Here is a 21940-nt window from a genome sequence, read left to right as displayed (position 1 = left end):
ATGCAAAAGCTGCTGTATTATCGATAACACAGCAGCTTTATTACTTTAATGGATCAATTGGCCGTATATTTTTTAGCCGCCTCCGTGAGCTGCGGTATTATCTGTTTCTTACGTGACATTACACCCGGCAGATAAAGGATGTTATCAGCTGCTGTTTTTTTAAACGCTTCACCAATAAGTGTTTTAGGCTCACCAACAAATAAAAGTGATGTTGCCTCTTCTAAAATATCTGTGATCATTACCAGACACATGTCATATTTTTCCCTGCTGCATACTTCCCTCATATTTTCCAGCAACTCGTCTTTTCTCTTCAATACATCACTGCTGTCCATCACAGAAGTCTGACTCACAATAACTTTACGGTCACCAATTTGGAATTCCTTCATGTCATTTTTTACTATTTCCATGGCTGACATATTGCCTACATCAGATCCGGCTTTCAACAGTTCCATGCCATATGTATTTATTTCTACCCCGGCTATCCGGGCCAGGCTGTCAGCAATCTCCCTATCATGTGATGTGCAGGTAGGCGATTTGAACAATACTGTATCCGATATTATTGCCGACAGCATAAGTCCCGCTATCTTGGGCGGAATTGCCACATTATGCTGAAAGTATAAATCAGCCACAATCGTATTAGTGCATCCCACCCGATCCTGACGGGTAAATATCGGTTCACCTGTCTGCAGACCACCTAGACGATGATGATCTATTATTTCCAGGATACGTGCCTCTTCTATTCCTTCCACTGCCTGCGTCCGTTCATTATGATCAACCAGAATGAGCCGTGTCCTTTCCGGTACCATCAGCTTATCGCTGCTTATCATGCCGACAACTTTGCTATTTTCTACTACCGGATAACTGCGAAATTTTTTCTTTTCCATTATCCCTTTTATATCACTCAGCATATCCGTCGGTTTAAAAGAAGCGACATCTTTTTGCATAATACGTGATACCGGTACACATTGGTTAATAAGCCTGGCTCCTGTGTAAGTATCATAAGGCGTTACCAGTATCATCGTTTTATGATTTTGTGCTTCCTCGATTATTTCCGTGGGTATATGTCCATTACCAGTGACAATAAGACAGGCAATTTTTCTTTCCAGGCAGGCCCGCAACGTTGGTGAAACCCGATCGCCGACTAATACAACATCATTTTTCTGAATAATCGATTCGATCATCCGCAGGCTGCCGGCTGCTATCCGAACATCCCCATTGACTAATTTGTCCTCATCTCCGTCAACTATAACATCTCCGTCAATGACAGACAAAATATCGCGAACTGTTATTTTTGTATTGGAAAAACTCTGCATACCTAAATCATCAAAATAACGTTTAGCCAAATCACTTACTGTTACAATACCGGCTAAGTCACGTTCATTCCTCACTACCGGTATTGATTTCAATCCCGTTTCACGCATTACTTTGCCCAATTTACGCAGATTATCATGCTCACCGAGCATAGTGTGACATTGCTCCATTATATCACTAACCCGCGGGTAAACATCAACCAACAGCTGCGGACTGTCCGTCCCAAAATAATTCAAAGCAAACTGCGTTTCTTTATTAACTTTACCAGCGCGAGCGGCAATTACTTCTTCCCCTAAAGATTTTTTCAAATTTGCATAACTGATAGCCGCACAAATCGAATCAGTGTCCGGGTTTCTATGACCTATAACATATATCGGTTTTTTTTCACGCATAAAATCTTAACCTCCAAAATATTTTAAATCATGATAAAAACTTTTCCGCCTGCGGCAAATTAATTTTTAAATATACCAGATACCAGCAAAAAATACTATCATGATAAAATAATACCATTTGCGATGCAGTATTCGCAACACGCAAAACGATATGCCATTGGGTAATATTATACAACAAATAACCCATTCGCAAAAGATTTATACAATAAAATTTACACAAACAGCCGTTAAGCCCGTTTGTGTGCTATAATCATCAAATAATCAAAAATTTATCTTGAAGGGAATAAAATGAATATAAATATACCACAGTTATATTTTAGCAAACTCATGCGTGCCGTTGTCGAATTTGACCTGATTCAAGATAGCGACAGTATTTTAATCGGGTTATCAGGAGGAAAGGATAGCCTGTTTTTAACCTATATGCTGGCTGTTTTACGCAGTCGTTTGAAAAAATCATTTACTTTAAAGGCTGTTACCATCGATCCGCTGTTCACTAAAAATTTCTCTACAGATTCCGTAAAAAAATTTTGTCATGAATTATCGATCGACTATTTTGTCCATCGGGTCGATATAAACAATGCCATAAAATCAAGCGGCAAAAATCCCTGCTTTACTTGTGCTTATTTTCGCCGCGGAGCAATAAACCGTATTGCCAAGGAAAAAGGCTGCAACAAAGTTGCCTATGCCCATCATCAAGATGATGCCGTTGAAACCCTTTTTATGAATCTGCTGTACTCAGGACAATTTAAGACTTTCACTCCGTCTACTTATCTTGATAGAATGAAACTCACGGTTATCCGCCCGTTAATTTATTTTCGCGAGACTGAAACCAGGACTGCTGTTAAATATCACGGTGTTGCTCCCGTGGCATCTCCTTGTCCTATAGATGGAACTACAATGCGCCAGGATACCAAAGAACTGATTAAAAAGCTGACTGCCCACTATCCTCTTTTTTATGAACACCTGGCCGCAGCTATGCGGGAAAGTGCTGTCGGTGAATTATGGCCGACAGTGCCCAGTCGTCAGCAATTAAAGAGAAAATATGATGCTTTTATGAAAAATTAGCAAATAAAGTTTTCAGTTTTGTTTCATCAGGTGTCACATATAATGTTTTGTTATTGGTGAAAATAACAAAACCCGGTTTCGCACCGGAAGGTTTTTTTACAAAACGGCAAAAAGTATAATCGACCGGAACATTAGATGAATCTTTCCCCTTGGAATAATGAGCAGCCAACAGCGCTGCCTGCTCTATTGTCGTTTCAGCCGGGACACTTCCCGCTGTACGTATTATTACATGCGAACCCGGTATATTTTTAACATGAAGCCAAATATCGTCATTATCGGCTATCTTAAATGTCAGCTTGTCATTTTGTACATTATTTTTACCAACTAATATTGGCATCCCATCCGAAGAGATAAATTTAAATGGTTTTGACTCGGGAACTGCAGTACGTTTGCGTTTTTCAATATGCAGATAACCGCTTTTTACCAATTCGGCTTTTATATCAGCCAGTTCAGATAAAGTATCGGAAGATTCCAGTGATATTTCAATTGTTTCCAGATAGACAGTATTTTCCCTGCATTCTTGCAGCTGCTCTGCTAATATCTTTTGCCCACGGCGCAGCTTGTCATATTTGTTATAATACTTTTGCATATTCTGAACTATAGTAAGCCGCCTGTCCATGCTTATTGTAAGCTTGGCATTATCTGCCTCATATATATTGGGAACAGTTATCGCGCTGTCTTTATGATCTGCAAACTGGTACTGATACGTCATTATATTGTCTGCCTTAATTTTTTCTATTTCAGCATTTTCAGCCTGCTGCAACTGTTCAGCAAGTTTCCTATTTTTATTTTTTTGTTTTTCTAATTCATTTGTTACTATTTTTAACAATTGGCTTTTTTCTGGAGAAACGTAATCATCCGCCAGTTGATGAGCCGTTTCCAGCAGACAGCTCAGCGAAGTAAAATTCACCGTATTATATGCGGTAAATTTATGCAGAGGAAAAGCCGCCATTGCCATTATTTTATTATTATCATCTTTTATTAATGTCGGCACAAACATCTTTGTATCATAAACAGTGATAATTTCGTCGATGGCCTGCCGCAAAGAGATGAAATCCTCAACATCGAGTTTTTCTATTGCCATATCATCCGGCAGCCCTGCTAAAAATAATATTTCTGATGCTGTCACCGGACCAAATCCCGCACCTGTTTTCAATACCGCTTTATACACACTTTGCCCCGCTGACAGCTTTAATTTGTTTATAAAATTATCCGCTGCTGTCAATATATCAATACTATCCTGTGGTGGCGGCGGCATATATTCCTGCTGCGGCAGGACAGTGCGTACCCGACTGCTGTTACTGCCTACTCTTTTCAATGAATCGATAATTCGTTGATTCTCTACTAAGACTATATTGCTATATTTCCCCATCAGCTCTATATAAAGTTTTTTAGTTATCAATCGTGCACCTGCGCCTAAAATATCCACTTCAATCACTGCCACGCGATCTAATCCCAGCTGATATATTTTAGCAATACGGCCACCCTCAAGTTGTTTGCGCAGCAGCATACAGAACGTTGGCGGTTCTAAAGGATTTTCTGGCTGCCTAACCGAAATTGCCATTGAAGCCAGGCGCGGATCAATAGAAATATGCAGTATATATGTTGTACCAGGCAAACGTACGGTCATATAAACATCGGATCTGCGCGGCTGGCAAATTTTGTCAATACGCCCTCCTGATAATATATTATTTAATTCATTTATTACGGCATAAAGGGAAAAACCATCAAGTCCCATGTCATATTACCCCATTTCTAACAATGACCGCTAAAATAATAGACTGAGTATATCATCTACCGGTCCCACGGTCAAACATATCCAATTGAATATTATATTACTGCAGGTGATATTGCAATAATCCCTTGTCAACGTTACAATACTAAGGTAAGTATATAAAAGAGGAATGATAAAAATGGAAATATTAAAATCAGCCGAACAAGACACACATGAACGCTCAGCAGAACTTATCAATAATGTCGGCAGCATAATAAAATCAGTGAAACTATCCGGTGATGCGGCGCTTAAGGATTTGAGCTATAAATTTGACGGAATAAAACCAGAAAGCATTAAGATTGTTCCCGGTCAAATAAAAGCTGCCTATGATAAAGTTTCACCTTCTACAGTAAAGTATCTGAAATTTGCAGCTGAACAAATACGTTTTTATGCTGAAAAGCAACTGTCATGCATGCAGGAATTAAGGGTTTCCAGCAAAATTGAAGGCGTCACCCTGGGTCACAGACTTATACCCGTAGAATCCTGCGGTACATATGTACCGGGCGGCCGTTATCCACTGCCCAGCACAGCACTAATGCTAGCCATTCCCGCTAAAACAGCAGGAGTTAAAAGAATCGCCGCTGTCAGTCCGGCAGCAAAAAAATACGGAACAATTCATCCTGCCGTATTAGTTGCGATGGATATAGCCGGGGTCGATGAAATTTATTGTGCCGGCGGAGCCCAGGCCATAGCAGCATTAGCCTATGGTACGCAAAGTATTCCCCCCGTCGATATGATTGTGGGTCCTGGTAACCAATACGTCACCGAGGCTAAACGGCAGGTTTTGGGTGACGTCGGCATCGATAGTTTAGCTGGGCCCAGTGAAGTGCTGATAATTTCCGATGGAACAACCAATCCGGATTATACGGCAATGGATATTCTGGCACAGTGTGAACATGACCCACGGGCCAAGGCTGCTTTAATAACCACTGATCGTAATTACGCAGCTATTGTATCTCAAAAAATACTTGATTTTTCACAAAAATTACCTACAGGCAGTCTGGCTTATAAAGCATGGCAGGATAATGGAACTATTTTATTAGCCACTGATGAAATGGAAATGGTCACGGCTGCAAATAAGGCTGCCCCGGAACATCTTGAAGTACAGACCAGAGACAGCCTGAAAATCAGTGAACGACTTAAAAACTACGGCTCACTGTTTATTGGTGAATATACACCGGTAGCCTTTGGTGATTATTGTTCCGGAACTAATCATACCCTGCCTACTATGGGGACAGCCCGTTATTCAAATGGCGTCTACGTTGGGACTTTTATAAAAACTTCCTTCTACCAGCATATAACACACCAAGGCTGTGAAAATCTTGCAGAAGCTTGCATGAACCTTGCAGAAACCGAGGGACTTGCTGCCCATAAGGAATCCGTAGCCATAAGACTAAAATAACTCATATTATATTTTCTTTTATTCCGTATAGGTTGCATTAAGTCAAAATAAATATTACAATTAATTTATATAGCTATAGGTGTAGGAGGATCTACTATGCAATTTAAATTTTCTAAATGGCACGGCTGCGGTAATGACTTTGTTCTTGTCAATGGTTTTACAGAAGACTGGCAGACTATTCGTTCTGCCGCTATTGCAATCTGTGACAGAAATTTTGGCATTGGTGCAGACGGTGTCATTTTTATTCTTCCTTCCGATAAATGTGATTTTTGTATGCGTATTTTTAATTCTGACGGTTCGGAAGCTGAAATGTGCGGTAACGGTATCAGATGTTTTGCCCGTTACGTTTACGAAACAGGCCTTACCAATAAAGAGGAATTTACCGTAGAAACTAAAGCCGGTACAATAAAACCACGCCTGGTCATTGATGAAAAAAACGAAAACTCTGTCTGTGTCAATATGGGACAGCCAGTTTTAGAAGGTGAAAAAATTCCTGTGCATGGTTTCGACGGCTTTGCCGTTATCGCGCAGCCATTAAAGATACAAGACCATCAGTTCAAAATGACCTGTGTATCCATGGGCAATCCTCATTGTGTTATCTTTGTCAATGACATGAGTTCGATAAACATAAGCAAATGGGGACCGATACTGGAAAAGTATAAAATTTTTCCCAATAAGACCAATGTAGAATTTGTTCAGGTCATTGATCGGTCACACATGCGCATGCGCGTTTGGGAACGCGGCGCTGCCATCACTTTAGCGTGTGGCACCGGCGCCTGTGCCAGTCTGACAGCAGCGGTATTAAACGATCTGACTGACAGAAAAGCCGCTATTAAACTCGATGGCGGTCTGCTTTCCATCGAGTGGAATAAAGATGATAATAATATCTATATGACCGGTCCGACAAAAAAAGTATTTGAAGGTATATATTACAGTGGATAAACTAACAGCCAAAAATTCAGCGGTACGAAGTATGACCGGCTTTGGTACAGCTGTGTGCAATAAAAATAATTACACGATAAGTGTAGAAATAAAATCTGTTAATAATCGATATAAGGATGTTGCCGCTCATTTGCCCCCCGGCCTGCGGGCTTTAGAAGTAATTATCAACGATTATCTGAATAAATATTCACTGCGGGGTAAAATTGATGTATATGTTAATTTCACCGATACCAGCGGCACTAACAGCATAATAAAAGTAGACAAAAACTTACTGCTTGCTTACAAAAAAGCCCTTGATGAAATTGCCCGTACATTGTGTCAACCGACGCAGTACAATTTTTCTTCTAATGATCTTATTGCATTGTCAGTTTATCCCGGTATTTTAACAAAGGAGGATATATTACCGACTGTTGCTGAAATTAAAGATGACTTTATCAATACACTTGGCAAAGCATTGACTTTATTCATCGAAATGAAAACTACCGAAGGAAAAAACCTTTGCAGTGATATATTGTACCGACTTGCCATCATCCGCGATAAAGTTACACTGCTGTGTGATTTGGCTCCTTCAATAATTGAAAAGTACCGGCAAAATCTGGTCACAACTTTAGGTGAATATTTAAACGCCAACGATATCGATCAGACACGTATTATTCAGGAAACCGCTATTTATGCTGAAAAAACAAATTACACCGAAGAGACAACCAGATTACAAAGCCATTTGCAGCAGTTTGAGCAAACATTAAGCACTGGCGGCAGCATCGGCAGAAAACTGGACTTCATCGTCCAGGAAATGAATCGGGAAATAAATACAATAGCATCAAAAGCCAATTCCGCTCAAGCGGGACAACTTGTCGTAGACGTAAAAGGTGAAATCGAAAAAATCCGCGAACAAATACAGAATATAGAATAAGCCGGCATCGTTGCACAACAGCTTATTTTACAGAAAGGCTGCGTTTTATATGAATATTAAATTAATTAATATCGGGTTCGGCAATATTGTATCCGCTAATCGAGTCATTGCCATTGTCAGTCCCGAATCAGCTCCAATCAAGCGCATTATCCAAGAAGCACGGGAAAATGGTCAGTTAATTGATGCTACATATGGACGGCGTACACGGGCTGTTATAATAGTTGATAGTGACCATGTTATTTTATCGGCTATTCAACCGGAAACAGTCGCCAATCGCATAATTGATGATAATGATGAAATAGCAAAGGATAAAGATAAATAAGATGCCCAACAGAGGAAATTTAATAGTTATATCGGGACCGTCCGGTACGGGAAAGGGCACTGTCTGTAAAAAACTTTTAACGATGAACAAAAATATATTTTATTCTGTATCGGCAACGACCCGCAGGCCACGTCCACACGAGATCAACGGACGGGAATACTGGTTTTTATCAAAAGTTGATTTTGAAAAAATGATAGAAGAAAATGAACTTCTGGAATGGGCTAATGTATATGGTAATTATTATGGAACTCCGTCTGAAAAAATTGACGAGCTGCGCTTACAAGGAAAAGATGTGTTGCTGGAAATAGATACACAGGGGGCACTCAACGTCATGAAACAGGTCGCCGACGGCATATATATCTTTTTATTACCACCGTCACTTGATGAATTGGAAAAACGAATCCGTCGGCGCGGCACTGAAACTGAAGCGGTAATAAAAAGACGACTTGATGCCGCTGCACAAGAAATAGCTTTGGGTACCCACTATAATTATGTTATTGTTAACAGAAACCTCAGTCGGGCTGTCAATCAACTCAACGCCATAGTCGTTGCCGAACGATGCCGTACTGGACGTAATCTGGAAATCATTAATAAAATTAAAAACAGGGAGATATAATAATGGATATAGTAAATCCGTCACTTGATGAATTGATGCCTAAAGTCGACAGCAAATATACGCTTGTTGTGCTGGCGTCAAAACGGGCCCGTCAAATATTGGATGGTTCCAAAGTAAGAGCTGCCAAGGTTTCAACCAAAAATGTAACTAATGCACTTGAAGAAGTCGCTGAAAACAAGATTACCTTTCAGCGAACGAAAAACGGAATAAAATGATGTTGGCAAATAAAAATATTTTGTTGGGTGTTTGCGGCGGAATAGCAGCCTATAAGGCAGTAGAAATCGCAAGCCGGCTGCGTAAACTCGATGCAAATGTTGATGTTATCATGACACAGGCAGCAACAAAATTCATCACACCGCTGACTTTTCAAGAAATAACCGGTAATCCTGTCAGCAGTGATATGTGGGAAAAAGTGCATAATTGGAATGTAGAACATATTGCTTTAGCCAAAAAAGCTGATGTCGTATTGCTCGCTCCGGCAACGGCTGACATTATCGGCAAACTGGCATCCGGCATTGCTGATGATATGCTTTCTACGACAATTATGGCAACAACGGCACCGGTATTCATAGCTCCGGCAATGAACAGCAACATGTATATTAATCCCATTTTGCAGCGTAATCTGCAGACACTGCAGCAGTTAAGCGGTTATCATATAATAACTCCGGATACTGGTCATCTGGCCTGCGGTACCAATGGCATTGGGCGATTACCCGATCCTGCTGTACTCGTTGAAGAAATTACAAATTATACTGCACAGGTACAGGATCTAAAAGGAAAACGTATCTTAATTACTGCCGGCGGAACCAGGGAAGCAATTGATCCCGTGCGTTATATTGGCAATCGTTCCAGCGGAAAAATGGGTTACGCGCTGGCTGAAGAAGCAGCCAGACGCGGTGCGTCAGTTACACTTGTCAGTGGTCCGACATCTCTTAACGCGCCTGCGGGAATCAAGTTTATAAAAGTAGAAACAGCATGTCAAATGCAAGAATATGTCGATACCATTTTTGCGGCCAGTGACGTTGTAATCATGGCTGCAGCTGTGTCTGATTACCGTGTAAAAAAAATTGCCGGCCAAAAAATAAAAAAGACCACGGAAGCGTTTACTCTTGATCTGGTAAAAAATCCTGATATTTTATCCGCGCTGGGCAAAAGAAAATCCACCGAACAGATTTTAGTGGGTTTTGCTGCCGAAACACAAAACCTGCTGACTTTTGCCAAAGAAAAATTACAGCGTAAAAATCTTGACATGATTATTGCGAATGATGTAAGTCAAAAAAATGTCGGATTTAATTATGATACTAATATGGTAAAAATAATAACTCGTAATGCTGCTGTCGAAGATATTCCACTTATGTCAAAAAAAGCATTGGCCGCAATAATCATCGACAAGATCCGGAATTTAAGGAAATAAATTCAGTTGACATTTATTATCAGGTAATGTATTATTAGTTTAACAAATAAATATCGAACTCATCGAGAGCAGTGGAGGGACTGGCCCTGTGAAGCTGCGGCAACCATTGATTTTATCAAACGGTGCTAATTCCTTTAGGTTTTACCTATGAGATGAGAGTATGTATTTTCAGCTCTCACGATTGAGAGCTTTTTTATTTGCTAATTTTTAATATGTGGAGGAAAAATATGGCTCAAAAACGTGTACTTTTTACTTCAGAATCGGTCACCGAAGGCCACCCGGATAAAATTGCCGACCAAATTTCCGATAGTATTCTGGATGCTATTTTAGCCCAGGATCCACATGGCCGCGTAGCCTGCGAAACATTAATAACGACCGGTCAGGTTCATGTAGCCGGTGAAATATCCACTAATTGTTATGTCGATATTCCTAAAATCGTTCGCGAAAAAATCAAAAGTATCGGTTATACCAGAGCTAAGTTCGGTTTTGATGCTTCTACCTGCGGTATTTCTGTGTCCATTGATGAACAATCTCCCGATATTGCTTTAGGTGTTGACAAAGCACTTGAAGCCAAAAATGGTGATATGTCCGAAGAAGATGCCATCGGTGCCGGTGACCAAGGTATGATGTTTGGTTATGCCAGTAATGAAACACCGGAATATATGCCGTTTCCTATTGCTATGGCGCATCGTTTGTCTCGTCGTCTGACCGAAGTACGCAAAAATAATGAAATACCTTATTTACGGCCTGACGGAAAGACTCAAGTAACTGTGGCCTATGAAAACGGTAAACCAGTTCATATAGAAGCTATTGTAGTATCTACTCAGCATGATGCCAATGTCTCACTGTCAACTATCGAGAAAGATATCAGGGAAAAAGTTATTACTCCCATTATTCCTGCTGATATGGTCGATGAAAACACCAAATATTATATAAATCCCACCGGAAAATTTGTCATCGGCGGGCCGCAGGGAGACTGCGGACTAACCGGCCGGAAAATTATTGTTGACACTTATGGTGGTATGGCACGACACGGCGGCGGTGCATTTTCAGGTAAAGATCCAACAAAAGTTGATCGTTCCGCATCCTATGCAGCCCGTTATGTAGCCAAGAATATTGTGGCTGCCGGTCTTGCTGACAAATGCGAAATACAACTAGCTTATGCTATCGGTGTTGCCCACCCGGTATCAATAATGGTCGACACCTTTGGAACGGGTAAGATCGATGAAGAAAAAATCATTCAATTGATCAAAAAACATTTTGACTTGCGGCCTGCCGGCATAATAAAAATGCTTGATCTATGCCGCCCAATCTATGCCCAAACCGCAGCATATGGTCATTTTGGCCGCACTGATATCGATTTACCTTGGGAACACATCGATAAAGCAGCTCTTTTAAAGCAAGAAGCCGGTATATAAATCCGATTTTTTTATTATTTAAAATCATTGTAAATTCTATTCATGGGGTTGTCACACGTAAATATTTTCATTCATAAATATACAACGTGCCGTCTTATCCGTCCTCAAAAAGATGGTTGATTGCGCAGCGGCAGCGGAATATATTTTTGTAATGTCAATGTAATTCGCGCGGCAGCTCCATATTTTATTGAGAAGTAAAATTTCTTTTGCTTATATGATATAATTAAAGTGGTGATTTTATGAAATTATTAGCAGATGTATTTATAAATATACCAGTAAAAACCATCGCTACCAGTTATACTTATATCATTCCGGAAAACTTAAATTTTCTAAAAACCGGATGCCGTGTCATAGTACCATTTGGTGCGAGAAAAATGGAAGGATTCATTGTCCGTATAACAACTGTTGACCAAACTGACCACACTTTAAAAGAAATAATCGATTCTATTGATATTGAACCATATTTTACTGATAAAATCATGTCAACGGCCCATTTTATCGCTGACTTTTATCTTTGTTCATTAGGGGAAGCACTCCGTCTTTTTATTCCTGGGAAAAATAGTATAAAAATCAACAGTAGTTATCAGGCAATACCCACAACAGCCTCTTTATCGGCAAGTGGGCAATCTATTTATAATTTTATATTGAAAAATCCAAACTGCAGCTTAAAACAGATCCAGGATTTTTGTAAATTCGACAGCATCGCACTATTAAAAGAACTATTGGATAATAAAATCATATTCAAAAATTATATTTACAAAAACCGCTCAAATAAAATTTATACCTCTTATGTCCGAATAAATAAAAATATAGTCAACCAAACTTTATTGGACAATATGACACGAAAAAAATCTCAAAAAAAATTGTTAGAATTTTTATCTGATGATCATCTTTACAGTATCAATGAACTTAACAAGCAGGGTTTCTCACGCAGTATTATAAAGACTCTGAGCGACAATAACTATATTACCATTACCAAACAGCGTACTTTTCGTGACAGCTATGACCATGTCAATCCTGCCAACAATCCTTTTGTACATCTGACAGCCGGGCAAAACGCTGCAATGGCAGAAATAATACCATATATAGATAAAAATCAACCGCATACTTTCTTGCTGCATGGAGTTACCGGCAGCGGTAAAACACAAATCTACATTGAAACTGCCCGAAAAGTTTTGCTGCAAAATAGACAGGCCTTAATTCTTGTACCTGAAATCGTACTAACAGGTCAATTAGTTATTTCCCTTAAAAAATATTTTTCTTCCTCTGTCGTTGTAATCCACAGCCGGCTTACAGTAAATGAACGTAACGATGCATTTGTGCGAATACGCACTAATAGTGCAAAAATTATAATTGGTGCCCGTTCAGCTATATTTGCACCATTTCTCGATCTGGGACTTATCGTCATGGATGAGGAACATGACGCTTCATATAAACAGGATGAATCACCACGTTATCACACGCGCGATATTGCCCGTAAAATGTCACAATTATATAATGCCGTTCTTATTTTAGGAAGTGCCACTCCATCAATGGAAAGCTATTTTTCAGCCTGCAACGGTACATATAAATTACTGACTATGCCGCATCGCATCGACAATAAACCCTTGCCACAAATAAATTGTGTAGATATGCGTGAAGAGTTACATTTAGGCAACAGGCATATTATGTCACGTCAGCTGGTTAAACTTATAAATGATACTTTACAAAAAAAACAACAAATAATTATCATGCTGAACCGCCGCGGCTACTCTACTTTTGTTATGTGTCGCTCCTGCGGTCTGGTGATAAAATGTCCGCAATGCGGTTTACCGCTTGTCTACCATCGGCAAAATTACCTGCAGTGTCACCATTGCGATATAAAAGAACCGGTTCCCACAGTCTGCCCGGCCTGCAACAGCCGTTATATAAAATTTTTTGGTTCCGGTACCGAAAAACTTGAACAAGAACTGCATGAAACTTTTCCAACAGCGCGGACTATCCGTTTGGATCGTGACACTACCGGTAAAAAAATGGCTCACCAAAATATTTTGCAACAATTTCGCGCCGGTAATTACGATATTCTGCTTGGAACACAGATGGTTGCTAAAGGCCACGATATTCCCAATGTGACTGCCGTTGGAATAATAAGCGCTGACGCCAGTTTAAACATGCCTGATTTCCGTGCTGCTGAACGGTGTTTTGATCTGATCACACAAACGGCCGGGCGAGCTGGCCGTGGCAATGTCAAGGGACAGGTAATCATCCAGACATATAATCCGGAGCATTATGCCGTCTTATCCGGTATCCGACAAAACTACCGCGAGTTTTACGATCAGGAACTAATTCAGCGCCGGGAATTATTTTATCCGCCTTATGCCAAACTCATCAAACTCACCATACAAAATGAGAATAAAGATCATGCAATGGACAAGGCTTTACAACTACGTACTGCTTTTCGTAAAACTTTTTCCAATTCAGCCAATCATCAGATCATCGGCCCGGCGCCTTCAATAATCGCTAATTTTCGCGGTGTTTACCGCTTCAATCTGTTGATAAAAACCGTTGATCTAACTATCATGCATACCTTTTTACAACAAAATAATCTGTCCACTGACAGTGAAGTAAAAATTGATATAAACCCGCTGAATACCATGTAATTTGAATTTTATTACAGACAATGCTAAAATTATTAAAAGAATACAAGCTGAATTATTAAATATATATTACACTAAAATGCACTGGAGTTGATATACTTATGTCTCTATTGAATATTAAAACAATTGGTGACCCTATATTAAAAAAGAAAGCTGCTGTCGTAGAAAAAATCGACAGCAGCACGAGAAGGCTACTTGATGACATGGCTGAAACCTTGTACAATGCTGAAGGTGTAGGACTTGCAGCCCCACAAGTCGGTGTTTCGCAGCGTATTATTGTAATTGATGTTGGTGATGGATTAATTGAATTAATAAATCCTGAAATAGTACGTACCGAAGGCAATATGCTCGGATTTGAAGGATGCCTGAGCATTCCCGGCATGAGCGGTGAAGTAGAACGTTTCGCCAATGTATCAGTGAAATTTCTCAACCGCCGCGGTAAACAACAGCGTATAACGGCAAAAGGTGATTTATTGTCCCGCTGTATCCAGCATGAATTCGACCATTTAGAAGGTATCCTATTTATCGACAAGGCCAAAAGTATAACTAAGCAGGAGGATAATGATGACTAAACTGCGTGCAATTTTCATGGGCACTCCGGATTTTGCCGTTCCCTGTCTTGCTGAATTAAATAAGCTAAGTACTATCATCGCTGTTATAACCCAACCTGACAAAAAACGCGGCCGTGGACAAAAATTTACACCCTCGCCGGTAAAAACATTTGCTTTAGAACACAGCCTTCCTGTCTTGCAGCCGGCTAAGGTCAAAGACACAAATTTTGTTGAAAAACTAAGAGAATTAAATCCCGATATAATTATCGTCGTGGCTTTTGGCCAACTTCTCTCTCAGGCAATACTCGATATACCGCCCAAAGGCTGCATAAATGTCCATGCTTCCCTTCTGCCGGCTTATCGCGGGGCAGCACCGATACATTGGTCAATTATCCGCGGTGAAACGCTCACCGGTGTCACCACGATGTATATGGATGCCGGTCTTGATACTGGTGATATAATATTAAAACAATCTATCGGGATATCAAGCGAAATGACAACAAATCAGCTGCATGACAAACTTATGGCAATAGGCGCTGATTTACTTGCCAAAACCATAAAGTTGGTTGAACAAGATAATGTGCCGCGAAAAAAACAAAATGATTCTTTATCTTCATATTCACCGATGCTCAATGATGCGAATTGTAAAATTGACTGGCAAAAATCTGCCCAGGAAATTCATAATCTTGTTCGTGGTCTTAATTCCTGGCCAGTGGCATTTACATTTTTTAACGGACAGAAAATAAAAATTTGGCGTACAGCCTTATCTTCAACTGGCATCAAAGATTCATCACCTGGTGAAATAATAAAAATCACCCATGACGGCTTTATAATTGCAACCGGAAATGGCAGTATTAAAATTCTTGAACTGCAGGCTCCCAACAAAAAACGTATGACGGCCGCCGCTTATATTAACGGGCATAAACTGCACCTACCTGCTAAACTTCAATAAATAAAACCGCCCATCAAACAAAAACTATGATGGGCGGTTTTATTTATCACGACATTTGCAATATATTACCGCTGATAAAATGCTTTATTAATACTATCAGTTATCCTCAAATAATGACATTACCATTGTAACCAAACGCAAAATTTCCACATATATCCATACTAAGGTCAACAATAATCCAAATGCCGTAAAATATTCCATATATCGGGGCATACCATTTGCTACTGATTTTTCTATATTGTCAAAGTCAAGTAATAAATTGAATGCTGCTATTGCTGAAATAATAACTGAAACAGCAATTCCCATAATACCTGAATGCGGCATAAAATCAACACCCAAAAAAGAGGCTACCAATCCGACAAAATAAAATAACGCTACAGCGACGGTCATGCTTATTATAGTTGAACGAGTCTTATCCGTAACAGCTATTATCCCCGTTTTCCAAAGCAGCAGCATTGAAATCATAATAGCAAAAGTAATTCCAACAGCTATAGCCGACACACCATAATACATCTGTTCAAACTGCATCGAGATAACACCTAAAGCCATTCCCTCAAAGACAGCATACCCCGGTGCAGTATATTCAGCGATTCCCGGTTTAAAGCACGTTATCATTGCTAAAATAAAACCTCCAATGAAACCTGCCCCAATTCCCGCTGCAGCGAGTCCGGTATCAGCTAAATAGTGGGCTGCAACAACCGCTGCTACTATTGTCAATAACACTAATCCAATACTTTTTCGTATAGAACCAGCTAACGTTGCCGTCTGACCAAAGTTTACTGCCGCAGTTTCATTTTCTTTTTCCATTATCCGAATAACAGGATTAGCCATTTTTCTTCTTCCCCTCACCTGGTAAAATAATCTGACTGCCAAACCATCAGCAATATGTTAATTATAACATTTTAACCAATAAACCGCAATTTCACTTGTTATCAAGAAATATTATATCTATCTTTAAAAAAATTCAATCATTTTATCATTTACTATTTACCTTACAACTGTTATATTATTAATTGTGGTTATTTATCTTAAAACTTAGAGCGGAGATCTGGAACATGTCCAAAACGGTCAATAAAGTATCAGATTATATTGAACATAAACCAATAATAATGATTGCTGATGATGATAAACTGGTGCGAAAAATAATAACTGATTTCTTAATAAATGAGCATTACAATGTTATTGATGTTCCCAACGGAAAACAGGTAACAGACCTTTTCCCCTTGGTACTGCCCGATTTGATCTTATTGGATGTAGTCATGCCGATAAAGGACGGTATTACTACCTGCCGTGAATTGCGTCATTCACATCGTTCAGAGTATACCCCTATAATAATGATAACGGCTTTGGATGGTGATAAACATATTGATGATGTATTTTTAGCCGGTGCTGATGATTTTATAACTAAACCGGTAAACAAAACTATTCTCCGGCATCGTGTACGAAGACTTATCGAAGCAGAAACACATAGGAAAGATCTTGAGGCTTTAGCTTATTATGATAATCTTACTCAAGTATATAACCGACAGATTTTTTTTACTCGCTTTGCCGAAGAATTTCAAAAAGCACAAATTCAAGGTACATACATCGGCATCATCTTATCCGATGTGGATAATTTCAAGGGAATAAATGATAAATACGGACATATCGTCGGTGATATTGTTTTAAAAAATCTAGCTGACACAATTACCAGGAATTGTCGTAAATACGATTTTGTCGGACGATACGGCGGTGATGAATTCATAATCTGTCTGCCCAATACCTCTTTGCGGGAATTAAAAATGACTGCTGAGCAGATACGCGCAGGTATAGAAGAGCTCCATATTGAAACTTCTGACAATCATATCTTCAATATTACCAGCAGTTTTGGGTTGAAAATTATTTCTCCTGCAGCAACTGACAGTGCTTACGATATTTTGAAGGCTGCCATACGACTGGCTGACAAAAATTTGTACCAGGCTAAAACAAGTGGTAAAAATGCAATAATAAGCTAAAACAGCACGCCGGCTGGGCAGTTAACCCAGCCGGCGTGCTGTTTTTATATCTTTAATTCCATGCTCACCTGCTAAGTCAATATAAACCAGCAGGGGCTTCCTTCAAACTGATGAAAATATTTTTTGTCTGAGTATAATTTTTCAAAATCATTTTATGCGTTTCTCTGCCAATACCAGATTTTTTATAACCGCCAAATGGTGCATGTGCCGGTAAATTATTATAATCATTCACCCACATCCGTCCTGTTTCTACGGCACGTGCTACACGAAAAGCCCTGTTGATATCTTTTGTCCAGACTGCTCCGCCAAGACCATATTCACTATCATTAGCCATGCGCACCGCTTCTTCTTCAGTGTGAAATTTAATGAAGCATACTACCGGTCCAAAAATTTCTTCACGAGCCACACGCATGTCATTAGTAACATTTCCCAATATTGTCGGCTGCATATAGGCACCGTTTTCCAAACCCGATAAAACAGCCTTTTTACCGCCGGTCACGACAACAGCGCCTTCTTTTTGTCCTATATCTATATATGATAAAATTTTCTTTAACTGTCGCTGGCTTATCTGACTCCCCAGCATTGTAGCTTTATCCAGTGGTAAACCGATTTTAACCGCTTCAAATTTTTCCTTAACAGCAGCTAAAAATTTATCATAAACTGTATCCTGCACAAAAACGCGCGAACCGGCGCAGCAAACCTGTCCTTGGTTAAACAATATTCCCAGGCAGACACCTTCAACCGCTTTATCCCAAGGCATATCATCAAAGAATATGTTGGCTGATTTACCACCCAATTCCAAGGTCGCCGGAATTAATTTGGCAGCGGCAGCTTTAGCTACGTCATACCCGACTTCTGTAGAACCGGTAAATGCCAGCTTTTTGATATTGGGATGTTCCAGAATATAATTTCCTGTTGTTGACCCTTTACCAGTCACTACATTAAGCACCCCGGCCGGTAAAATATCAGCTGCATCGATAAGTTTAGCTAAAGTCAGCACACTTAATGATGTTTCACTAGATGGTTTAAATACTATGCAATTTCCTGCTGCCAATGCAGGTGCCAGTTTCCATGCTGCCATCAAAAACGGAAAGTTCCAGGGAACTATCTGCCCGACAACGCCAATCGGTTCATCGGTTACGATACTTAACGTATTGTCATCAATAAAAGATGCTGTTCCTTCTTCAGCCCGTAAAACGCCGGCAAAATAACGAAAATGATCACTGGCTGCCGGTATATCTATATTTAATGTTTCACGAATCGGCTTGCCATTATCCATACTTTCAATTTTAGCCAAATTCTCTTTATTAGTATCAATAACATCAGCAATTTTCAATAATATCGCTGAACGCTGTCCCACACTAGTCTTCTTCCATTCATTAAAAGCCTGCCATGCAGCCTGAACAGCTGTGTCCACATCTTTTTTAGAGGCTTCGGCACAGCTGGCCAATACTTCACCAGTGGCCGGACATATTGTTTCATATGTTTTATCAGCTTCGGCAGTTGTCCATTTACCGCCAATCCACAGACCATATTTCCCATCAATAACTTTATCCATTAAATCTCCTCCTTATATTGCTGACACTGTGTTATTTATTTATAATATAACAAATAATTGACAATGCGTCAACTATTATCACAGCAGAAATTAGAAAAAAAACTAATAGTACGGTATAATATAATATAGATTTATATGTTAAGGAGAATGACATGAATTTTCAAAGAGCCCGCACTGAAGAACAAATTACCCGTCGTCAAAAGGAAATCATCGATGCTTGCGATACACTTTATGGCAATTCTAGCTTCAACAGTGTTACAATAAAAGCCATATCCGAACTTACTTCTTTCACTCGGCCTTCTATTTATAATTATTACAAAACAAAAGAAGAAATCTTCCTTGATCTCATGCAAAGAGAATATATGGATTGGTATGCCGATGTTGCAGCAAAATTTCATGTCTGCAATACTATGGGCAAAGAAGAATTTTGTCATTTTCTCACTGACTCTTTAGTCAGACGAGAAAAAATGCTAAGGCTCCTATCTATTCATCTCACCGCCATAGAAAATAATTGCCGTACAGAAAAACTGTCTGCTTTTAAAAAAAATTCTGCCGTAGTATTTGATATACTTTCACAGGGGATAGACAAATTTTTTTCTGCCACACCTGAAAAAGCAAAAAAAACTTTCCGCTCAGAATTCTTTATTTATGTTTTTGGTATTTATCCGTTTACTCATCTGAGCAAAAAACAAAAGACAGCAATGAAAGAAGCTCATGTCATTTTTAATACCATCAGTTTTCGCCGTCTTTGTTTCCATGGTATTTATTTACTGGCTGCCAATCTTGTTGAAAATAATTAAAATCATACTTGTAATAACAAAAGAGCTGTCGTATGAATATCATTGACCTCATAAAGTGCAATTTTTCCCTCCTGAAATAGACAAAGGAAACAAAATTTGCATATTATGAATGAAAATTTCACATACGACAGCTCTTTCACTTATAATTCATCATAACTGCCTTTATTATTTATTTAAATGATCATTGCCCACTAAAGCCAGCAAAAACTCCCTTAATAATTTTAATGCCACGGTAGTTGATACTCCGCTTAAGTCGCATGGCGGACTCAGTTCCACCATATCAGTACCAACAATATTCAGTTTCGCAACTGCCTGCATGGCGAGGCGTAATTCATCAAAAGTGACACCACCGGCTTCAGGCGTCCCTGTCCCTGGAAAAACAGCCGGATCCAGTACGTCAAGATCAACAGTAAAATAAATTGGTTTGTCATGTAATTTATCAAGAACTTTGTCTAATCCTGCAAAGTCAAATAAATGCATCTGAACATGTTTTTTGCCCCAGAGCATTTCTGTTTTTTCTCCACTTCTGATTCCAAACTGAAAGATACGGCCATCACCGATTTTATCATAACAGCGCCGTAAGACAGTGGCATGAGAAAATGGCGTTTCCAGAAATTCATCACGCAAATCAGCATGAGCATCAAAATGAATAATATGAACGTCAGGATATTTTTCAGCGACAGCCCTGAATGCGCCTAAAGTTACCAAATGCTCTCCACCGATCATAAATGGTAATTTATGGTCCATCAATAAGTTCTTACTGAATTCATAAATGATGTCAAGTGTCTTTTGTGTATCTCCGAGTGAGACCGACAGTTCTCCTCCATCAAATATCTTGGTGTCACTTTCCAAATCAAGGTCAAGATACGGGCTGTATGTTTCCATATTATATGATTCTGTTCGCATCGTTTTTGACGCAAAACGGGCTCCGGGACGATAAGAAGCAGTCGAATCAAACGGGGCCCCGAATATAACTACATTGGCTGCATCATATTCCTTTTCGCAACCAATAATTGTTTCAATATTTTTATTCAACCTCACGAACTATTTCCTCCACATAATTGGGCAGGGCAAATGCACCTGCGTGTAATTTAGGATTATAATACCGTGTCTTTATTCCCAACTTCTCCCATTTGTCCCAATCAGCATCTTCAATAGGATGATATTTTTTAGAGGCAAAACCAAACAACCAATGACCTGAAGGATATGTTGGAATATGTGCCTGGTATATCCGGCTGATAGGAAAAGACGCAAAAATCCTTTTATGGGCTCGTTGCATAGCATAGGCATCCTCAGTATAAAACGGGCTTTCATGCTGATTAACCATTATTCCATCGTCTTTCAATGCTTTATAGCAATTTCCATAAAATTCTTTTGTAAACAGCCCTTCTCCCGGACCAAACGGATCGGTGGAATCAACTATAATAATATCATAATCGTTCTCATAATGACGAATATATTTCAATCCGTCTTCAAAGTGGCAATGTACACGCGGATCATCAAGACTGGCACCCGTCTGAGGTATATATTTTCGGCAAACATCAGCCACGGTTGCATCAATATCGACGAGGTCAATTCTTTTAACTGTTTTATAACGCAGTATTTCCCTGGCAGTTCCTCCGTCACCACCGCCGATGATAAGAATTTTCTGTGCCTGCGGCATGACTGACATCGGTACGTGCGTAATCATTTCATGGTAAATAAATTCATCTTTTTCTGTCAACATCAAATAACCATCTAATGTTAAAATGCGGCCGAATTCTTTTGATTCAAAAACATCAATACGCTGAAATTCACTTTTCCCCGAATAAAGCTGTTTATCTACTTTTATAGAAAACCGTACATATGGTGTATGTTTTTCAGTGAACCATAATTCCATA

The 21940-nt window shown here is 39.4% G+C and carries 20 protein-coding genes and 1 riboswitch; of the genes, 14 read left to right on the top strand and 6 right to left on the bottom strand.

Annotated elements, in window-relative coordinates:
• Positions 1-53 precede the first annotated feature (53 nt).
• Positions 54-1703: a putative manganese-dependent inorganic diphosphatase gene (locus I6751_RS04195; RefSeq protein WP_196591812.1), complete on the bottom strand. Its 1650-nt coding sequence runs from the start codon at positions 1701-1703 to the stop codon at positions 54-56.
• Between the two features lie 288 nt (positions 1704-1991).
• Here I6751_RS04195 and I6751_RS04190 point away from each other — a divergent pair, with 288 nt between their 5' ends.
• A complete protein-coding gene (locus I6751_RS04190; RefSeq protein ID WP_196591811.1) occupies positions 1992-2768 on the top strand; it encodes a tRNA 2-thiocytidine biosynthesis TtcA family protein in 777 nt (258 codons plus the stop codon).
• On the opposite strand, the gene I6751_RS04185 is transcribed toward I6751_RS04190, so the two are convergent.
• Positions 2755-4506 carry an Rqc2 family fibronectin-binding protein gene (locus I6751_RS04185; protein ID WP_196591810.1) on the bottom strand — a complete coding sequence of 584 codons (1752 nt, stop codon included), beginning with the start codon at positions 4504-4506 and terminating at the stop codon, positions 2755-2757. The genes I6751_RS04190 and I6751_RS04185 overlap by 14 nt on opposite strands.
• Positions 4507-4681: 175 nt before the next feature.
• Between I6751_RS04185 and hisD the strand changes: the two genes are divergently transcribed.
• From hisD to fmt, 11 genes are all read left to right on the top strand, one after another.
• Positions 4682-5944 (top strand): histidinol dehydrogenase, encoded by a 1263-nt coding sequence (gene hisD / locus I6751_RS04180; protein ID WP_196591809.1) that lies wholly within the window; start codon positions 4682-4684, stop codon positions 5942-5944.
• A gap of 96 nt (positions 5945-6040) precedes the next feature.
• Positions 6041-6886, top strand: coding sequence for a diaminopimelate epimerase (gene dapF / locus I6751_RS04175; RefSeq protein WP_196591808.1), 846 nt, complete (start codon positions 6041-6043; stop codon positions 6884-6886).
• Positions 6879-7799, top strand: coding sequence for a YicC/YloC family endoribonuclease (locus tag I6751_RS04170; RefSeq protein ID WP_196591807.1), 921 nt, complete (start codon positions 6879-6881; stop codon positions 7797-7799). Before dapF ends, I6751_RS04170 begins: the two co-directional genes overlap by 8 nt.
• Before the next feature lie 49 nt (positions 7800-7848).
• Positions 7849-8121, top strand: a complete 273-nt coding sequence (gene remA, locus I6751_RS04165) for an extracellular matrix/biofilm regulator RemA (RefSeq protein WP_182188436.1) — start codon at positions 7849-7851, stop codon at positions 8119-8121.
• Position 8122: 1 nt separating this feature from the next.
• A complete protein-coding gene (gmk, locus tag I6751_RS04160) occupies positions 8123-8737 on the top strand; it encodes a guanylate kinase (RefSeq protein ID WP_196591806.1) in 615 nt (204 codons plus the stop codon).
• Positions 8738-8739: 2 nt separating this feature from the next.
• Positions 8740-8952: a DNA-directed RNA polymerase subunit omega gene (gene rpoZ, locus I6751_RS04155; protein WP_231035342.1), complete on the top strand. Its 213-nt coding sequence runs from the start codon at positions 8740-8742 to the stop codon at positions 8950-8952.
• On the top strand, positions 8952-10151 hold the full coding sequence (gene coaBC / locus I6751_RS04150) for a bifunctional phosphopantothenoylcysteine decarboxylase/phosphopantothenate--cysteine ligase CoaBC (protein WP_196591903.1): 1200 nt from the start codon (positions 8952-8954) through the stop codon (positions 10149-10151). The genes rpoZ and coaBC overlap by 1 nt, the downstream gene beginning before the upstream one ends.
• A 56-nt stretch (positions 10152-10207) precedes the next feature.
• Positions 10208-10310: riboswitch (SAM riboswitch) on the top strand.
• A 68-nt stretch (positions 10311-10378) separates the two neighbouring features.
• Entirely contained in the window at positions 10379-11569 is a 1191-nt protein-coding gene (metK, locus tag I6751_RS04145) for a methionine adenosyltransferase (protein ID WP_196591805.1), read from the top strand.
• A 239-nt stretch (positions 11570-11808) separates the two neighbouring features.
• Complete coding sequence (gene priA, locus I6751_RS04140) at positions 11809-14208, top strand: primosomal protein N' (protein ID WP_196591804.1); 2400 nt, start codon at positions 11809-11811, stop codon at positions 14206-14208.
• Positions 14209-14306: 98 nt separating this feature from the next.
• The gene (gene def, locus I6751_RS04135) at positions 14307-14777 is read left to right on the top strand and encodes a peptide deformylase (RefSeq protein WP_196591803.1); all 471 of its coding nucleotides are present in this window, start codon (positions 14307-14309) and stop codon (positions 14775-14777) included.
• Positions 14770-15708 (top strand): methionyl-tRNA formyltransferase, encoded by a 939-nt coding sequence (gene fmt, locus I6751_RS04130; RefSeq protein WP_196591901.1) that lies wholly within the window; start codon positions 14770-14772, stop codon positions 15706-15708. Before def ends, fmt begins: the two co-directional genes overlap by 8 nt.
• A 96-nt stretch (positions 15709-15804) precedes the next feature.
• On the opposite strand, the gene I6751_RS04125 is transcribed toward fmt, so the two are convergent.
• Positions 15805-16539: a Bax inhibitor-1/YccA family protein gene (locus tag I6751_RS04125; protein ID WP_196591802.1), complete on the bottom strand. Its 735-nt coding sequence runs from the start codon at positions 16537-16539 to the stop codon at positions 15805-15807.
• 224 nt (positions 16540-16763) lie between these two features.
• Here I6751_RS04125 and I6751_RS04120 point away from each other — a divergent pair, with 224 nt between their 5' ends.
• Positions 16764-17702 carry a GGDEF domain-containing protein gene (locus I6751_RS04120; RefSeq protein WP_196591801.1) on the top strand — a complete coding sequence of 313 codons (939 nt, stop codon included), beginning with the start codon at positions 16764-16766 and terminating at the stop codon, positions 17700-17702.
• A 76-nt stretch (positions 17703-17778) separates the two neighbouring features.
• Here I6751_RS04120 and I6751_RS04115 read toward each other — a convergent pair whose 3' ends face one another.
• The gene (locus I6751_RS04115; protein WP_196591800.1) at positions 17779-19260 is read right to left on the bottom strand and encodes an aldehyde dehydrogenase family protein; all 1482 of its coding nucleotides are present in this window, start codon (positions 19258-19260) and stop codon (positions 17779-17781) included.
• A gap of 152 nt (positions 19261-19412) precedes the next feature.
• On the opposite strand from I6751_RS04115, the gene I6751_RS04110 reads away from it, so the two are divergent.
• Positions 19413-20060, top strand: coding sequence for a TetR family transcriptional regulator (locus I6751_RS04110; protein WP_182188428.1), 648 nt, complete (start codon positions 19413-19415; stop codon positions 20058-20060).
• Between the two features lie 165 nt (positions 20061-20225).
• Here the strand turns inward: I6751_RS04110 and speB are convergent, their stop codons facing one another.
• Both speB and speE read right to left on the bottom strand, forming a co-directional pair.
• Positions 20226-21101: an agmatinase gene (gene speB / locus I6751_RS04105; protein ID WP_330998142.1), complete on the bottom strand. Its 876-nt coding sequence runs from the start codon at positions 21099-21101 to the stop codon at positions 20226-20228.
• Positions 21088-21939: a polyamine aminopropyltransferase gene (gene speE, locus I6751_RS04100; protein WP_182188427.1), complete on the bottom strand. Its 852-nt coding sequence runs from the start codon at positions 21937-21939 to the stop codon at positions 21088-21090. Before speE ends, speB begins: the two co-directional genes overlap by 14 nt.
• Between the last annotated feature and the right edge of the window lies 1 nt (position 21940).

Source organism: Pectinatus frisingensis, assembly GCF_015732285.1.
GTDB lineage: Bacteria > Bacillota > Negativicutes > Selenomonadales > Selenomonadaceae > Pectinatus > Pectinatus frisingensis.
The sequence above is the reverse complement of the archived record's forward strand: the minus strand, read 5'-3'. Positions and strand labels throughout refer to the sequence as shown.

Bases quoted from the DNA above. Each gene is read 5' to 3' on its own strand.
- I6751_RS04195 (WP_196591812.1), bottom strand. From the start codon at position 1,703: ATGCGTGAAAAAAAACCGATATATGTTATAGGTCATAGAAACCCGGAC.
- I6751_RS04190 (WP_196591811.1), top strand. From the start codon at position 1,992: ATGAATATAAATATACCACAGTTATATTTTAGCAAACTCATGCGTGCC.
- I6751_RS04185 (WP_196591810.1), bottom strand. From the start codon at position 4,506: ATGGGACTTGATGGTTTTTCCCTTTATGCCGTAATAAATGAATTAAAT.
- hisD (WP_196591809.1), top strand. From the start codon at position 4,682: ATGGAAATATTAAAATCAGCCGAACAAGACACACATGAACGCTCAGCA.
- dapF (WP_196591808.1), top strand. From the start codon at position 6,041: ATGCAATTTAAATTTTCTAAATGGCACGGCTGCGGTAATGACTTTGTT.
- remA (WP_182188436.1), top strand. From the start codon at position 7,849: ATGAATATTAAATTAATTAATATCGGGTTCGGCAATATTGTATCCGCT.
- gmk (WP_196591806.1), top strand. From the start codon at position 8,123: ATGCCCAACAGAGGAAATTTAATAGTTATATCGGGACCGTCCGGTACG.
- rpoZ (WP_231035342.1), top strand. From the start codon at position 8,740: ATGGATATAGTAAATCCGTCACTTGATGAATTGATGCCTAAAGTCGAC.
- coaBC (WP_196591903.1), top strand. From the start codon at position 8,952: ATGTTGGCAAATAAAAATATTTTGTTGGGTGTTTGCGGCGGAATAGCA.
- metK (WP_196591805.1), top strand. From the start codon at position 10,379: ATGGCTCAAAAACGTGTACTTTTTACTTCAGAATCGGTCACCGAAGGC.
- priA (WP_196591804.1), top strand. From the start codon at position 11,809: ATGAAATTATTAGCAGATGTATTTATAAATATACCAGTAAAAACCATC.
- def (WP_196591803.1), top strand. From the start codon at position 14,307: ATGTCTCTATTGAATATTAAAACAATTGGTGACCCTATATTAAAAAAG.
- fmt (WP_196591901.1), top strand. From the start codon at position 14,770: ATGACTAAACTGCGTGCAATTTTCATGGGCACTCCGGATTTTGCCGTT.
- I6751_RS04125 (WP_196591802.1), bottom strand. From the start codon at position 16,539: ATGGCTAATCCTGTTATTCGGATAATGGAAAAAGAAAATGAAACTGCG.
- I6751_RS04120 (WP_196591801.1), top strand. From the start codon at position 16,764: ATGTCCAAAACGGTCAATAAAGTATCAGATTATATTGAACATAAACCA.
- I6751_RS04115 (WP_196591800.1), bottom strand. From the start codon at position 19,260: ATGGATAAAGTTATTGATGGGAAATATGGTCTGTGGATTGGCGGTAAA.
- I6751_RS04110 (WP_182188428.1), top strand. From the start codon at position 19,413: ATGAATTTTCAAAGAGCCCGCACTGAAGAACAAATTACCCGTCGTCAA.
- speE (WP_182188427.1), bottom strand. From the start codon at position 21,939: ATGGAATTATGGTTCACTGAAAAACATACACCATATGTACGGTTTTCT.